The sequence below is a fragment of the Terasakiella sp. genome, assembly GCF_048267425.1.
In the GTDB taxonomy this organism is placed as follows: Bacteria; Pseudomonadota; Alphaproteobacteria; order Rhodospirillales; family Terasakiellaceae; genus Terasakiella.
The window spans coordinates 74,468-90,744 of the sequence record NZ_JBLWXN010000006.1 but is presented as its reverse complement, the minus strand read 5'-3'; the positions used below and the strand labels follow the sequence as shown (position 1 = coordinate 90,744).

Sequence of the window (16,277 nt, the reverse complement as noted above, 5' to 3'; positions counted from 1 at the left end):
AGTATTCTTTATATTTTAATGTCTTATCAGACATAAGGCTAACTTTCGGGTCAGGCACTAAGACTAATAACAGCGTTTTTCGCACAATTGATTAATATAGGTCAGCAATCGTAAGCCATTGGGCCATTGGTCATATGTTCAATTTCAAATGTGGGACACCATCGGATGTTCGTTCACGTGAAATACCTTCAGGGCCTACGGTGCCTCGGATGCGTTTACGAAAGTTCGAGAAGCTATCGAAGGTTACAAGGTCGATAGCTTCATCCAAATCAAGTATCAATCGAAACCACCCAGGACGTAGCATCTCTACCGCCACGATTGTGGCTTCGAAGGGCTGTGACAAATAACTTCCCTGAACACGCCCACCGAGGGTCCAACCTTCTGGTGGACGATTTCCCATTGCTGCATAAAATGTGTTCCAATCCCGAAACCCATTTTGATGTGCCACCAATTCCAGTGCCGAGGAATGACTGATCGTGGTTCCTTTATGGGCCAATTGAGTACGCAGGCGTTTGGCATGTTGCTTGGCTTCAGTGATGGTTGGGAGGGCATGGCTCATGTTCTGTCCCCCTCCATGACCTTAAATAATCCCCAGCGAAGTGATTGGCTCCGCGCTGTTTGTGCCAACACAACGGTTGTCAGGATTAACAACATTGCCTCGGCGAAAGGGCTTGTTATCCAGATGCCTTTTTCTCCGATGGCAGCCGATAAAATGAAGGTTGCTGGAATTGCAAACAGATAAGGCTTTGAAAGGCTCAAAATAATGGCACGCCCAGTATCACCAATAGCTTGAAAGTAAGTTGCAATCATCATGAGTGGGCCTGCGACAGCAAACATGGTGACAATAATGGGTAAAATTCTCGCAACCTCGGAAACCACCAAGGGGTCAATCACAAAAGCCCTTCCTATTTGCGAAGCGAAAACAGTCATGGCGAGCTGAATGATCGCACAGTAGATAAAGGCCGTGAATATTGCGAATTTTAAACTCAAGTTCGAACGATGCAGCAGTCCTGCACCATAATTGTTTCCTGTGATTGTCTGCATCGCATGTGAAAGCCCGAGCAATGGAAGAAAGGCAAATGTCATGACCCGCGTAATAATCCCATAGGCGGAAACCGTACTTTCGTAAATGGTACTGTCAACAAGTTGAAGGGCAGCCATGATAACGGCGGAACCAAGTGCGAGACCAATAAAACTAAGACTTTGCGGTGTGCCAAGTGCTAAAATCCGCAGCCATCCATAAGTGAGACTATGTTCAAGAAGTGCTGAGGCCCGCAATACAGTATTTCCGTGAAGGCGAAAGGCTATGATAATGCCTAAGGCCAGTGTTTGCGCGAGAACAGTGCCATACGCCGACCCGGCGACGCCCATATCAAGAAGGCCAATAAGCACATAGTTGAAACCTATATTTGCAAGCGAGACCAGCAGGCTCATTGCGGCCATAAATCCAACCCGGCCTTCATTTCGCAAGGTGTCGGAATTCACAGAAAGTACAAAAAGCAATGGCGAGAAAAAGGTCATGATCCTGAGATAGATCAACCCCATCTCGGCAAGCTCGTTTGAGCCGCGTGCCGCCAAAAAAGCGAACTTATGCCCAAAGAGCAAAAACAGAAGAATAAGTACGCCACCGACAATCAATGCTAATCCATGAGCACCAGCAAAGATCGCCCGTGCCTCGCTTAGACGTTTCCCACCTAGGTGACGCGCCAGAATGCTGGACATGCCGCTTGAAACCAATGTCGAAAGTGCCACAATCAGCATGTAGATCGGAAACATCAAGGTAACCGCTGCCAGAGCTTCTGGCCCTGTATAATGACCAAGAAAAATAGCATCCACGACAGCATGCAGGCCACTCAAACCCATTACAAATATGATGGGCAAAGATGTCTTGACGTAGATTGAAGTCAAGGATCCATCTAAAAACGTATTATGTGGGGTGTTCGCCATATCCCCGTACTCCTCGTGCAAAGAATGCGCAAATTAAGGATGGGTACTCGCATTTCCACCCGCGCAATATGCGTGGAGGATTACAAAGATGGTCACATGCAGAACTTCACCAAGACAGGAATGTCAGCGAGTGGCAGGCGTCAGCAGCCTGTTGCACTCATAGGTGAATGACTTGTGATCGTCAAGTGAAATGTAAAAGCAGCCTTATAAATGGTTGGCTGCTTTTGTCTTATTTCTTGCCCCGATCGGTTTTTGGGGCTCCTGGCGCCCCCGGTGCGCCTGGTGCATTCGGTTCTTTCGTCTCACTCTCTTCCATTGGGTCGTCTTCAAGGTTGGCAACCGCATTGCCCCATTCTGCCAGTAGTTTTTTTTGGTTGGCACGCAAGATTGACACGCGTCGCTGGGCAATAAAGGTCATAACCGTTGTGACGATGGGTGGGGTGACAATAAATAAAACCCAGCCGACGGCGGCGGACCCGTACATGGTAAAGAGTGAGAAAACATCGGTTAGACTGTCAATCGCGACCGACATACTGTTACTGCCCATCCATAGGTCCAACAGGTATGGGAAAACGCCAGCCAAGTTCATGGCCATAACGCTGATAAAGGCAAAACGTTGCGGGGATCGGTCTACAAGAACAGCCACAAAAGTGGGCAGCATGCCAAAGACGACCAGAACCAAGGAGGCCATTGAGACCAGCATCAGGATGAGGGCCGCAAACAAGGCCATCATCCCTAAGAGCATAAGGCCGCCACCGCCTTTTTTGGGAGGAACTTTTCTAACTGGTTTTTTTGCCATCTTGTTCGTGCCTTACCAGAGTTTACCCAAAAAGGTGACGGTGATGATGAGGAGAGCAATAACAATAGCTGTCATTGCAGCGGCTTGCTCGCCCAGTCGACTGGAGTTTTTTTGCAATGTGTTGGAACCGTCTTCTATATCTTTAATCTCATTTTCGGCATCCTCAAATTCTTTGCAAGCGTCTTTGAAATCCATATGGTCTTGTGCGCGTTGTTCGGCATTGTCCAACAAATTAAACAAGTCTGCCAAATTACCCTTGCGGATTAATTTGGGCACTTCCTTTTCCAGTTCTTCGCGAATGGATTTGCTGTGATAGGCCTTGATCGCAGGCCCCATATGGGCGCCAACCCAACTTGTAAAGCCAAGCACCGGGCCCGATTTTGTACGCCATTGGACAAGGGCCAACAGGCTGAGCATACCCAACGTGGCAATTTCTTCACGATCATCCCCAACCGCTTTGACATGGGGGTCAATGTTTTGGTTCAGGCGTGCGGCAATAAAGGCAACGATATGGCGGTCAATCGGTTTACGTTTTTTATCAATTTTTGCTGATACCCTTTCAAGTGCGGGCATGAGTTCCTTGATCGTTGTGACGTATTCTTCAATGATCAAAGGGCTTTGGCACGGAAGGGTCGGGTTGGTTTCATAAAGGCAGCGTTCAATCCCATAACCGATTTTGCGTTCCTGAACGAAATCCAGCAATTGATCGAAGTTCTTTTCAAGGGCAACGTATACCGGGTTATAGGTATCTTGAGCATCAAACCACGCGCGCGGCAAACCACGCGAGATCACTTCAACCGGTGTATTGGCGTTACCTTTTTGTAAAATGGAATGGGCAAGTGTCGTGCCGAACCCGTCTGGCATGAACCAGCAATCTTTGTATCGCACGGGCAGGGAAGGATCGAGAACAATGCTGATCCGTGCAGCAATTAAGTCTTTGTCGCCCGCCTGATTTTGCGCCATATGGATCGCGTTGGAAGCCGCCGAAGACAAATCGGAATTTTCCAGATCGCGCTTAAGCCATGTTTCAAGAAGATTATCTTTCACCAGACGGTCAACTTGCGAGGGCATGCGTGAAACGGCCAAGGACAGGGTACGGGTATTAAAATGTTCGCGACCTGCATAATCAATATAACGTTTGGCTTTTGGTGCGGATTTTTTCTGAATGGGGGTTAAGCGTCGGCCATTGATCCAAAGGTCCAGTTGTTCGAGACTCCAACGTTCATGTTCATCATCGGATAACAGCCCGCGCAAACATTCCACCATATTTGCCGGGATTGGTTCTTGGGCCACCAAAGTCGTATAAGACCCTTCGATCATCTTTGCATAAAGAATTTCATCGTCGGTGCGTAAATGGGGAACCGGGTTACCACCGGCCAGTGCGAACATGATGGATACGCCAAGGGCATACATGTCATCACTGACATCGCCCGCCCCGCGTCCTGCTGGTGGGGCGGCACCGCGTTCCAGCGTTTCAAATAAAATTGGTTGGTCGTATCCGGCAGGAACCGTGGCGCAATCCCCCAGAACAAGGCGTTCCATTGACCCATCCATAAAAAACAGGTTGGATGGGCGGATTTGACGGTGGGACACCCCGCGTGACGAGAGTTCCATCAAGCCGTGACAAAGGGGCTCAATGATTTTACGAACCATTTCATGTTGATTGATTTGACCAAGATGGTCCAGGAGCCGCCCGCCGCTGGGGCGTTCATAAATTACGGCAATGGTGCGTTGATTGACCAAAGGCCATGCGACGACGCCCCATTCGACAAGACTCATTGCGCCGCGAATGTTAGCCCCTTTTAGAATTTCTAAAACGCCGGTTCTGACGCCCAGAAAAGGCGGGCAGATTAAGGCAAAAAGCTTACGTTCGCTGTTGCGCTTATCTTCGGCAACATAGGCACGCGCGGATGGGGTGGAAAGTTCAGGGATAGGTGAACCGGGCAGAATATTGAAACGATCCAACGTCACAGGGGGAATAGGCTTTGCCTTTTCCTTCGGTGCAGCGGCACTGGGGGCTGCGTCCGGTGCAGCTTGTGTGTCGGGTTTATCCTGTTCGGCCATAAATGGGTCTTTTCTCTATGCGCGTGGGTTTTGTGTCTTGTTTCGACTAACACTGCGCATATGGTAGCCGAAAAGAAAACAGAAATCACATAAATGTTAAAAGACAAACAGTTAAAAGGGAGTGAAAAAAATAAAAAAAATACCCCGATCCAAAGATCAGGGCATTTTTAAGAATTAAATTTTGTTTGTTCTGTGGATCAACCACCAAACGGGTCTGTCACCAAAATGGTATCGTCGCGTTCCGGGCTTGTAGAACAGACAGCAACCGGTGCTTCGATCAATTCTTCGACGCGTTTGACGTACTTGACACATGTTGCGGGTAAATCGCCCCAGCTACGTGCGCCTTCCGTGCTTTCTTTCCAGCCTTCCATAACTTCATAGACGGGAACGACGCGTGCTTGTTCTGCCGGGTTTGACGGCAGGTGTTTGATCACTTTGCCATCCAGTTCATAGCCGGTGCAGATTTTTAACTCGTCCATACCGTCCAGGACATCCAGTTTGGTCAAGGCAATGCCGCTGATACCGTTTACTTTAACTGCTTGGCGAACCAGAACCGCATCAAACCAGCCGCAACGGCGTTGACGACCTGTGACTGTGCCAAATTCATGGCCGCGCTCTCCAAGACCTTGACCGACTTCGTCCAGTAATTCTGTCGGGAAGGGGCCGGAACCAACACGTGTTGTATAGGCTTTGGTAATACCGAGGATATAGTTCAAAGACCCCGGTCCCATGCCTGAACCCGCAGATGCTTGACCGGCAACTGTATTGGAAGATGTTACAAAAGGAACGGTTCCGTGGTCGATATCTAGCAAGGTTCCTTGGGCACCTTCAAACAGGATGCGTTGGCCTTTGCTTTTTGCTTCATCCAGCAATTGCCAAACAATCTTGGAATAAGGCATCAACTTCGGTGCCATTTCCAACAGCGGGTTTAAAAGGTCTTCAACACTGAATTCCTCTTTGCCCAGACCACGCAGGATGGCGTTATGATGAGTAAGCAGCTTTTCGATTTTTGCCGGTAAAGTTTCCGGGTCTGCCAAATCGCCAAAACGAATGGCGCGGCGACCCACTTTATCTTCGTAAGCCGGGCCGATACCACGACCTGTTGTGCCGATTTTGGCATTGCCAAGGGCTTCTTCACGCACATTATCCAGTTGTTGATGGATTGGCAGGATCAAACAGGCATTTTCCGCAATGGCCAGATTATCCGGTTTGATTTCAACACCTTGGCCGCGAATGGTGTCCATTTCGCGCAAAAGAGCCGCAGGGTCGATGACGACACCGTTACCGATGACGGACAGTTTTCCACCACGCACGATACCGGAAGGCAGGAGGCTGAGTTTATATTTCACACCGTCGATAACAAGAGTATGGCCTGCGTTGTGACCGCCTTGAAAACGAACGACGACATCGGCACGTTCGCAAAGCCAATCAACGATTTTGCCTTTACCTTCGTCGCCCCACTGGGACCCGACCACTACTACGTTTGTCATTGGTGAAAATCTCCGTTTTGAATACTGCCCTTAACGGGACAGTGCTACGATGTTTCCGTTTAAGAAGATGTGACTGCAACCCATGCGCAAGCCTTCAGCTTGTTCGTCTGGGACCTCTTGCAATCCGTTTACGATAATATGTCCATCCGCTCTGAGACGTGCGCCTTCTTGTGAAGGTGTCGCAAAGGGAAGGAAAACTTTTTCAGGTGCGTCTGTTTTTTCAAGGGCGCGCATTAGGCTGTCAACGAATACAGTAAAACCTGTTGCGGCTTCGCCTGAGCCTGCGACATAGCGACCGCCCCGGCCCAGTTCACCACGTGCGCCTTTTGCATAATAGGTATAGGCAACACCCGTATGATATTCATACCCGCGATTTTCCGAGGCATCGATTGTAACGCTCAGGTCCGGGGCTTGTGATTTGACCAGATCATATACATTGATCAGACGTTCACGTAATTCTTTTGCTTTGCCGCCAAGTTCCAGTTTTTTCAAAATAGCAATGGCATGGGATGCCGGTCCGGCACTGTCCAGCAATTGTGCAAACAGGTTTGCCGCCACACCGCCCAGTGCCTTCACGCTTGCCGCATCCTTGCGATCCAATGCAATGCGTAAATCTTCGCGGGTCTGTTGATCCATATTTAAATCTTCGCAAATCGCAGGGACAAGGGCCGGTAGGCCCAGATCGACGCTGAGATTTTTGACACCCGCTTTGCTTAAAGCTTCATGGGCGAGCAGGATGATTTCGCAGTCTGCGGCATGTGCGTCAGATCCGATCAACTCGATCCCGGTTTGGGTGAATTGGCGTTCCGGGCGCAGTTGGGAACCTTTAACACGCAGAACCTGTCCAGCGTAGCTTAGACGTAAAGGGCGCGGTGCATTGATCAGGCGGGTGGTTGCGATACGTTCGACCTGAACGGTCATGTCGGGGCGAATCCCCAACATGCGCTGCGAGACAGGGTCCATAACGCGAAATGTCTGTGCCGAAATCGCAGCACCGCTGCCTTGCAGCAGGTTGTCTTCAAATTCAATAAGGGGCGGTTTAACGCGATCATAGCCCATAGATGCAAAAGTATGCATAAGATGATCGACGACGGATGCTTCATGTTGTGCATCAATTGGTAAAACATCTTCTAGGCCGGTTGGCAGCAAGGCTCTGTCAGTCATATCCCTATCCGCGCGAGTTGAGGGCGCAAAAATTCCAAACGCGGCTTTCTAGCCGGATTCAATGAAAACGGCAACGGTTAAATATTATTTATGTTACGCTGTGTGTGGCCCGGGGCAAAATTAATTAGGGCTGCCGTTCTCTATATGGAACTGGCAGCCCCTATTTTATGGCCTCAACCTGTCAAACTTGCCTTTTGTCGGCAGAGGCACTCTAGGCGGCGTCAAAGCCTTCGGTCAAGAAAAATAGTTGCTGCAGCGCAGCAAAAATTGACGTTTGTCAAGGAAACTAAATTATTTTAAAAAGCAAGACTGTGTATTTTATTGAACAGAAAATAGGGTCCCGTGGTTATGATTGAACAGACGATGAAGTGTGTGGAAATACGTGAGCCGGGTGGACCGGATGTTTTAACAATGACTGAGCGCAATGTCCCCGTTGCAGGGACGGGGGAGATCCTCGTTAAGGTTGCGTCGGCAGGTGTGAACCGCCCGGATGTTATTCAACGCAAAGGACTTTATCCACCACCACCGGGGGCATCTGACCTATTGGGATTGGAGATTTCAGGCGAGGTTGTTGCACTGGGGGAAGGGGTTACAAACGTCTCCATCGGGGACACTGTTTGTGCGCTCACCAATGGGGGTGGCTATGCCCAGTATTGTGTTGTCCCGGCTGAACAGTGTTTACCCATTCCATCCGGTTTAACGATGGAAGAAGCCGCAGCTGTGCCGGAAACTTTTTTTACAGTTTGGTTTAATCTTTATCTTCAGGGAGGATTAAGACCGGGACAGACTTTGTTGGTACAGGGCGGTTCCAGTGGAATCGGGACCACCGCAATTCAGATGGCAACGGCATTGGGTGTGACGGTCTTTACGACAGCGGGTAATGATGCCAAATGTCAGGCATGCCGCGATCTTGGGGCCTCATTGGCGATCAATTATAAAGACAAGGATTTTGTCGAGGTCATTAAAGAAGCCACAAACGGAAAAGGCGTGGATATGATTCTCGATATGGTCGGCGGCGATTATATCTCCCGTCATATTAAATGTTTGGCGAAAAAGGGACGTTTGATCAATATTGCCTATTTGCAGGGATCCAAGGCGGAAGTGAATTTTATGTCCGTGATGATGAAACAATTGACGATTACAGGGTCGACGCTTCGCCAACAGCCATTGGCAATTAAGAAACAAATCGCACAGCAATTGCGTGAAACGGTCTGGCCCTTAATTGAAAGCGGCAAGGTTAAGCCTGTTTTGTTTAAATCTTTTGCCATGAATGAGGCGGCAGCGGCACATGAATTGATGGAAAGCAGCCAACATATCGGTAAAATCGTCTTGAATGTTGAAAGTTGACCTCTTTCATATGGAAGAAGTTTGACCTGAGCGAAAAGTCCATTATATATAGGGTAACAAATCAATCAGATTGACCATGTTCAATCGAGATTATTCTTACTTAAGAAAAGGAATACCAAGATGGCGCTGCCTCTTATGCCCAAGGCGACGGCCGTTTGGCTCGTCGAAAACACAGCTCTGAGCTTTATTCAAATTGCTGATTTTTGTGGTTTGCATGAATTGGAGATCCAAGCTATTGCAGATGGCGATGTCGGTATGGGCATGCAGGGCATGGACCCGATCGCAAATGGTCAATTGACGCAAGCTGAACTGGATCGTTGTGCAGCTGATCCGAAAGCACGTTTGAAATTGGCGCGTTCAACCAACCCGGTTCCTACAGCCCGTGGGAAAGGTGCACGTTATACACCTGTTTCCAAACGTCAGGACCGCCCGGACGGAATCGCATGGCTTGTGAAAAACCACCCGGAACTGCAAGATGTGCAAATTTCCAAACTGTTGGGAACAACCAAACCGACCATTAAAGCAATCCGTGATAAAACCCACTGGAATTCCCCCAACATCACCGCACGCAACCCGGTAACTTTGGGCCTATGCACCGAAGCTGATCTGGAAAAAGCCGTGATCGTCGCACGCGCACGTGCAGCTAAACTGGAAAAAGCTGAAGGTAAAGCTGCGGATCAGGTTGAGGAAAATACAGAAGATTGATTCTGTTTTTCTTCTATACTCTATCCGTTGAATAAAAAATGGTGCCCATTTGAGGCACCATTTTTTTTACTGTAAATGCATTTGGAATTAAAAGAAGGTCTTTATTGCGTTTATTACTGTGTTTTGCTCTGTTCCAGTCATACTTGCGAATAAGGGGAGACGCAGTATTTGTTCAGACTTCTCGTCCGTGATTTTAAGTTTGCCAGCATAACGCCCTGCTTTTTGCCCCATTGGAGATGTTTGCAAAGGAACGTAATGGAAGGGGGCACTGATCCCGCATGCTCGTAGGTGTTCGATAAGACTAGTCCGAACAGCTAAACTTTCTACAAGTACATAATACATATGAGCATTATGTTGGCAGTCAGAGGGGATAAAGGGTCGAGTAATATGACCTGCTTGTTCCAAGGGAGCGAGTGCTTCGTGATATTGTTCCCATATATCCAATCGCTTTCCTGTGATTACTTCTGCTTTTTCCAACTGGGCATATAAAACGGCAGCGATTAATTCGCTAGGCAGATAAGATGATCCAATATCACACCATGTATATTTGTCGACTTGTCCTCTAAAAAATAAACTGCGATTGGTGCCTTTTTCCCGGATGATTTCAGCACGTTCTGCAAAATCAGCATCTCTTAATAAGAGGGCACCACCTTCACCGGAGATAATGTTTTTGGTTTCATGAAAGGAGAAGGCGCCTATATCACCAATCGTACCCAGCGGTTTATTTTTGTAAGTTGACATAATCCCTTGAGCGGCATCTTCAATTACATAAAGGTTATGACGTCTTGCAATGTCTAAAATTGTATCCATTTCGCATGCGACACCTGCGTAATGTACAGGGACAATCGCTTTTGTTTTTGCTGTGATTGCCTGTTCAATACAATCAGGATCAATATTTAAGGTGTCAGGGCATATGTCTACAAAGACCGGTATAGCACCGCGCAGGACGAAAGCGTTGGCCGTCGAAACAAAGGTGTAGGCTGGCATTATGATTTCGTCGCCTGGACAAAGATCAATTAAAAGTGCCGCCATTTCAAGGGCTGCTGTACAAGAATGAGTAAGAAGTGCTTTTGCTGCACCAGTATTGGATATAAGCCATGAATGGCACTGTCGCGTAAATGCTCCATCGCCAGAAAGGTGTCCTTCTTCTATAGCCTGGGTCAAATACTGGATTTCATTGCCGGTTAGATAAGGCTTGTTAAAGGGAATCATTTTTGACTTTCTTTGCAGTATATTGAAGCAGAATGAAGTTATCTAAGTTATGGCATTATTGGTCTCTAGATAACGACCATTAAAAATACGTTCCCACCATTGCGGGTGATCAAGGTACCATTGGATGGTTTGTTCCAAGCCTTCTTTGAACGTTACATCGGGTGTCCATCCAAGTTCACGCTCAATTTTACTGGCATCAATAGCGTATCGTAAATCGTGACCCGCGCGGTCAGTAACAAAAGTGATGAGCTTTCTAAAGTCTTGCCCATCCATTTTCTCGCCAAGTAGATCGCATATCATTGTAACGACATCAATGTTTCGCATTTCATTGTGGCCGCCAATATTGTAGGTCTCGCCAACACTGCCTTTTGTCAGGACAGCATAAAGGGCTTTTGCATGATCATTGACATATAGCCAATCACGAATTTGATCTCCGGCTCCATAGACAGGTAAGGGTTTTCCTTTTAGGGCATTTGTAATCATCAAAGGAATAAGCTTTTCCGGGAATTGATAAGGGCCATAATTGTTGGAACAATTGCTGATCACAGTAGGTAAGCCATAAGAACGCCGCCAAGCGCGCACTAGATGGTCTGAGCTGGCCTTGCTTGCAGAATAGGGTGAGCTGGGCGCATAAGGCGTTGTTTCGACGAATAGGTCTGTCGTGTTGGCGAGGTCGCCGAAGACTTCATCTGTAGAAATATGATGAAAACGAAAACTGTCTTGTTGTTGTGATGGCAGCTTCTCCCAGTATTTCCGGGAGACTTCAAGCAGAGTATAAGTGCCGACAATATTCGTTTCAATAAAGGCAGCCGGGCCTGTCAAAGAACGGTCAACATGAGACTCTGCAGCAAGATGCATAACGGCATCAGGCTTAAAAGAAGAAAAGGCAGCCTCTAAGGCTGTTTGATCACAAATATCAATTTTTTGGAACTGATAACGTTTATGGCTTGAAATGCTGAGTAAGGATTCCAAGTTTCCGGCATATGTCAGCTTGTCTATATTCAGGATCGTATTTTTAGTATTTTTAATGAGATACCTGATGAGTGCCGAACCAATGAACCCAGCTCCCCCTGTAATTAATAGCCGCATTTCAACTCCTCAAAATTGTGTGATCAGGCACAATAAAACAAAACGATTTATAAGTGTTTTTGTGCCAGAAAGCTGATACGTATATTACTTAATTGTATCAATCTACGCATTATTCCTGTGCATCAAGCCAATCGAAGCTTTTAATCTTAAATTTGAGCGGTAGCCCTGTGTCTGGTTGATTGGCTGCAATTAAGGCCTGCCCACCTGGTGGAACTTCTGTGGCAATTTTAAAGTCACCACGGGCGTGCATTTGCCAATACCAGTTTCCGTTCTTGTCAAGAGCACCAACGGTCAAAACTCCTTTCTCAACGCTCCCACTTACTTGATATCCTTTGTAATTACCAAGATTTTTTTCCCCTACAATCAGATAGGGGTATCTAGATGGAAGAACGGCGTTAAAGTACATGAGGTTCTGACCTTCGTGCATTATGTTTTGATCAAGGTGTGTGAATGTTTTAATCGGTTTTTTATCACCAGCAAAGAAGTATAGTGGGTTGGGTTGGTTATTAAAACCATTGTATCGTTCAAGGAGTATATATGGGCGTGTATAATTGGGGAAGAGCTCTGCAAACTTACGTTCTTGAAGTGGTTTGATCTCGTCTTTCTGCGTTGGGATAGCAATGCTTAATAGAGGGTAATGAGTGCCGTCTTTTTTTACCTGAGAAAAGTTTGTGACGCACTTTTCTGCCTCTGTCTCCAGAATGATTTCTTTAAACCTGGAATCAATACTTGAAAAAACAGGGAACATTACCTTGAAAGTAGTTTTTCCAGAAAAGTTTTTTGACTCTGAAAAATTAAAGTATTGAATATCGCTTTTATAAGATAGATGAACCCTAAAATCATTAGTGTTACATTTATCCTTATCGATATCAAAAGAAAGATAATATCCTGTAATACGATTTGTATTGATATTATCTTCTTCTTTTAAGACATACCTTACGTATTCTTTACCTTTTACCTTCTCATATGGGATTTCTTGCACAGGAAGGTTTAATAGATGGCGCTGAAGCTCAACAGTTTGGTGGTTTTGATAAGTTAGAAGTAAAGAATAAATTGTATATGGCGCTGCGAAGATAAAAAAGGCCAGAAATATAGGAGGTAAAAAATATGCCTTGAGAACTTTCTTGTTAAATGAACTGGGAATAGTTTTTATTTTATGGGCTTTTTGTACACAGAGAACGATCACATAAAAGTATATCTGGCAAGCAGCCAATACTAAGAGAAGTGATGTTATTTGCAGGTAGAAAAAATGCCGAGGGTGATATTGAATAGATGTTGCAGCACACAAATACCCAAGCGAAACGGCAATGAAAAAGGCTGCTTTTAATCCATATTTTTTTATGAAGACCAAACAGAAAAGAGGAGTGAGCAGAACAAATGCTTTGAGCCCGTCTGAAAGATTATTAGTACTCTGTTGTAGAGGCATCCAATGGAACACATCTGCATTATTATTAAATATGAGATTGAGGGTATCCCAAATTGCAGCTAGCCCAGACAGAAAAAAATCGGCTGGAAATAAACGAGCCAATAAGAAATAGTAGTTTTGGGATGCTGCTTCGTAGGAAAGAGAACCTAAGTTTAGCTTAGTAAGAAGGCCGAATGAGGAAGAATGGAAAGTTGAGACAAGATATTGTAAAAAAACATCATTATAATATTCGACTAATGTTGTTCCGCCAGCCAAACCAATCGTTTTGTCAAAAAATGGAGATAGTCCTAATAAAGTGACATGAAATAAGTTACCGCCATGGCCTTCTAGCATGCTAAAAATAGGCCACCCAACGATTTTAAAAGAAACTCCGAATATAGCGACAAGGAAGATGCGTTCATAAAGTCCTTTTCGGGAAAATGGAATTTTACAAAATAGAAAAATTGTTGAGATAATAAGCGGAATTAGCATCAAAATATCCATTCTGAAACCGATCCCAATCCCGGATGTAACGCCGAGAGTAAGGCTTATTAGAGCCCTTTGTTTTGATGTGTTTGCTTTAAAGAGGAGTACACAAAGAAGTAAAGAAACAAGTAGAGTGGGTGCTTTTGAGAAATCTCTAAAATGAGGAAGGTGTGTTAATAAAAGGTCAGATAAAGATAAAAAGACGGCACCTGCATAAGCAAGGTAAGTCGCTAGAAATTGTTTAAATAGCAGATACGCGATAACAATTGTGAAGGCAAAAGTAAGCGCGAAATATGGCGTAAGGGCCTTCCATGAAATAAGACCAGAAATTTTCCATACCCAACTAACCACTGCCATTGAGTAATAATGACCGCGTTGCATTAAGTTCAATTCTTCGATCTTATAGCCCTTTTCAAGATCTGAGCAGTCGTAGCTTTTGCTTTTTTGTGCAAGGAAATCCTTAAGTGTTGCCGTTGACGGTTCTTTGCCAACATTTACATAGCCATGTCCACAAGCAAGCATCACAGATGGAGTGAATTCTCTTTGATAAAAACTACCTTTTCCCCAATTATCTTTTAAATAGAAAGAGGAAGAAACAAAAGCTATTAAAAAAAGACTCAAAGAAATAATAATATTTTTATTATTAAAAAAATTCTTGCAGCCATGATTTAATCTGGAATACATGCTTTATCCATGAGTTGATTGCGATGTTTTATGACTTATTATGTTTCTTGCACGCCAATAATAACGCCAATGATAATAAGGGCAGCGCTTAATATTTTCATAAAACTATATGTTTCTCCAAAAAGAAACACACCACCAAGAAATACAGAAATGGATGTTAGCCCAATGTATATTGGGAAGGCTGAGGATATGGGATACCGCTCTAAGACAAATATCCATGTGATTGAAGCCATCAGGGCAGTAACATAAGCTGAAATAATAAATGGGTCAGATAGAAAATTATAAATTTTCCCGATCAAACCAGTGAAAACGGGGTTTTCACTGGTTGAGTTTGCTTTTCCAAGTATTTCAACCCGCCACTTTGTCATCAATTGTCCATAGACAACTAATAACAAAGTAGGGGCTATGGTAAGAAGCATTTTCATCAGATTTTCGCATGTCCATAACGGTACATATCGAGCATTTCAGGCGGAATGCCCCAATCGACAGCGCCGACTTGATCGTGCAATGCTTCCAGATCGTCTTTCATTTTTTGTTTAACTTGGTCAACCATTCGGTTTTTAGAAGGGACAAAACCGTGCTGGTAAGCAGCGTTTAATTGATGGCGTAAAGCTTTTTCGATGGCTTGTTCGCGTGTTAGCTCCATAATTGGTTTTCGTTCTGGTGCAAACACATTAAAGCGTTCATCTATTTCTTCATCATTCAGCAGAGCTGCGACTTTTTCTGAGATGAGTGGTGACATATGGAACCCATCTCGTTTTGTAGCTGTCGCAATCACAAGGTTTGCCAATGATGTTTTACCTATCATAGGGTAGGAGTCCTGACTGGTTGGGCGCCATCCGACGTTTACGCGCACCAAGTCGGCACGATAGAAGTTGCGATTGACTTGTTCCATTGCCCCTCGGATCAACCCTTCGACGCTTGTTAAACGACCATAATCATAGGGGTAAGGTGTAATGAAGTTACTTGCGCCAACGAGTATATGGTCATTGGCAACATTAGGCCCTTGGAAGTAAGGAACGGCGTATAAGCCACATGCCAACCCACGATTTGGTGTACGAATACATTTTTCAAGTGGATTGTCGGGGCTTTTTAATTCAATGGAAACACCCACACCGTAGAAAACACGCTGTACAGGAAGGTCGAAGTTACTTGCTTCAAGTATCTTGGAAACGGTTGCCCCTGTTGCGAGGAGGAAGCGGTCGCCTTCAACGATATTATTGTTTTCTAGCTGAACGGAAATAACTTTTCCGTTTTCTTCCTTCATGGAAACGGCATTGTCTTCAACAAAGTGCACATTTGGATATTGGCGAAGACAGTTATCCAGTTTCTCAATCATCAGACGTGGGTTAAACCAGCCTTCGTTGTGGATATAAATTCCACGGGTTGCCCGATAACGTTGTTCGGGTAAATACCCTGGGATATCTTTGGGGTTTATAACGTCGTATTGCTCATTAAAATCGTCTAGTGCTTGTACGATCGCGTCAAAGTTTTCATCATCGAGGTCGTCGGCAGCTGTATTGTTTACGACATATGTACCACTTTCAAAACAACCGCCGCCAGAGCACCCTAAACACTTGGAACAGCCATCGGGCAACGTATCACCAGCGGCTTCAATGATTTCTTCTTCGAAATTTTTCCACATGCGTGTTGCGGTATGGCTTAATTCGAAGCGATAGAGATCAAGGTCTGACTCTAACCCGCCTTTTTCGATTTCGGCGAAAGAGTTCAACATAGCAGCTGCAGCTAATGTTGCAGATCCTTCACGAGCCGGTTTTCCGATTATAGTAATTTCGTCAGCTGGGTTTCCACGACGAATTAGACGGAATGCACTCGTCAAAGCAAGAATTCCGTTACCAACGATAACTGTTTTCATATCAGGTTA

The 16,277-nt window shown here is 45.5% G+C and carries 13 protein-coding genes; 2 read left to right on the top strand and 11 right to left on the bottom strand.

All coding sequences use genetic code 11. The features are described 5' to 3' along the window. Positions 1-130 precede the first annotated feature (130 nt). The 6 genes from ACN0VA_RS10910 to ACN0VA_RS10885 form a co-directional block, all read right to left on the bottom strand. A complete protein-coding gene (locus ACN0VA_RS10910) occupies positions 131-559 on the bottom strand; it encodes a glyoxalase superfamily protein (protein ID WP_417821182.1) in 429 nt (142 codons plus the stop codon). Next, the gene (locus tag ACN0VA_RS10905) at positions 556-1,947 is read right to left on the bottom strand and encodes an MATE family efflux transporter (protein ID WP_417821181.1); all 1,392 of its coding nucleotides are present in this window, start codon (positions 1,945-1,947) and stop codon (positions 556-558) included. The genes ACN0VA_RS10910 and ACN0VA_RS10905 overlap by 4 nt, the downstream gene beginning before the upstream one ends. Before the next feature lie 229 nt (positions 1,948-2,176). After that, the gene (locus ACN0VA_RS10900) at positions 2,177-2,746 is read right to left on the bottom strand and encodes an acyl-CoA synthetase (protein ID WP_417821180.1); all 570 of its coding nucleotides are present in this window, start codon (positions 2,744-2,746) and stop codon (positions 2,177-2,179) included. A gap of 12 nt (positions 2,747-2,758) precedes the next feature. Continuing rightward, on the bottom strand, positions 2,759-4,810 hold the full coding sequence (locus ACN0VA_RS10895; RefSeq protein ID WP_417821179.1) for a hypothetical protein: 2,052 nt from the start codon (positions 4,808-4,810) through the stop codon (positions 2,759-2,761). A 197-nt stretch (positions 4,811-5,007) separates the two neighbouring features. Further along, positions 5,008-6,300 (bottom strand): adenylosuccinate synthase, encoded by a 1,293-nt coding sequence (locus ACN0VA_RS10890; RefSeq protein ID WP_417821178.1) that lies wholly within the window; start codon positions 6,298-6,300, stop codon positions 5,008-5,010. Between the two features lie 30 nt (positions 6,301-6,330). Further along, complete coding sequence (locus tag ACN0VA_RS10885; protein ID WP_417821177.1) at positions 6,331-7,464, bottom strand: ATP phosphoribosyltransferase regulatory subunit; 1,134 nt, start codon at positions 7,462-7,464, stop codon at positions 6,331-6,333. A gap of 348 nt (positions 7,465-7,812) precedes the next feature. Here ACN0VA_RS10885 and ACN0VA_RS10880 point away from each other — a divergent pair, with 348 nt between their 5' ends. Together ACN0VA_RS10880 and ACN0VA_RS10875 are read left to right on the top strand one after the other, a co-directional pair. Beyond that, a complete protein-coding gene (locus ACN0VA_RS10880; RefSeq protein WP_417821176.1) occupies positions 7,813-8,811 on the top strand; it encodes an NAD(P)H-quinone oxidoreductase in 999 nt (332 codons plus the stop codon). Positions 8,812-8,931: 120 nt separating this feature from the next. Continuing rightward, on the top strand, positions 8,932-9,516 hold the full coding sequence (locus tag ACN0VA_RS10875) for a DUF1013 domain-containing protein (protein ID WP_417821175.1): 585 nt from the start codon (positions 8,932-8,934) through the stop codon (positions 9,514-9,516). Between the two features lie 87 nt (positions 9,517-9,603). On the opposite strand, the gene rffA is transcribed toward ACN0VA_RS10875, so the two are convergent. From rffA to ACN0VA_RS10850, 5 genes are all read right to left on the bottom strand, one after another. Continuing rightward, on the bottom strand, positions 9,604-10,728 hold the full coding sequence (gene rffA / locus ACN0VA_RS10870) for a dTDP-4-amino-4,6-dideoxygalactose transaminase (RefSeq protein WP_417821174.1): 1,125 nt from the start codon (positions 10,726-10,728) through the stop codon (positions 9,604-9,606). 42 nt (positions 10,729-10,770) lie between these two features. After that, positions 10,771-11,817 (bottom strand): dTDP-glucose 4,6-dehydratase, encoded by a 1,047-nt coding sequence (gene rfbB, locus ACN0VA_RS10865; protein ID WP_417821173.1) that lies wholly within the window; start codon positions 11,815-11,817, stop codon positions 10,771-10,773. A 109-nt stretch (positions 11,818-11,926) separates the two neighbouring features. After that, entirely contained in the window at positions 11,927-14,392 is a 2,466-nt protein-coding gene (locus ACN0VA_RS10860; protein ID WP_417821172.1) for a hypothetical protein, read from the bottom strand. Positions 14,393-14,430: 38 nt separating this feature from the next. After that, on the bottom strand, positions 14,431-14,817 hold the full coding sequence (locus ACN0VA_RS10855) for a hypothetical protein (RefSeq protein ID WP_417821171.1): 387 nt from the start codon (positions 14,815-14,817) through the stop codon (positions 14,431-14,433). Beyond that, the gene (locus tag ACN0VA_RS10850) at positions 14,817-16,268 is read right to left on the bottom strand and encodes an NAD(P)/FAD-dependent oxidoreductase (RefSeq protein WP_417821170.1); all 1,452 of its coding nucleotides are present in this window, start codon (positions 16,266-16,268) and stop codon (positions 14,817-14,819) included. Before ACN0VA_RS10850 ends, ACN0VA_RS10855 begins: the two co-directional genes overlap by 1 nt. Between the last annotated feature and the right edge of the window lie 9 nt (positions 16,269-16,277).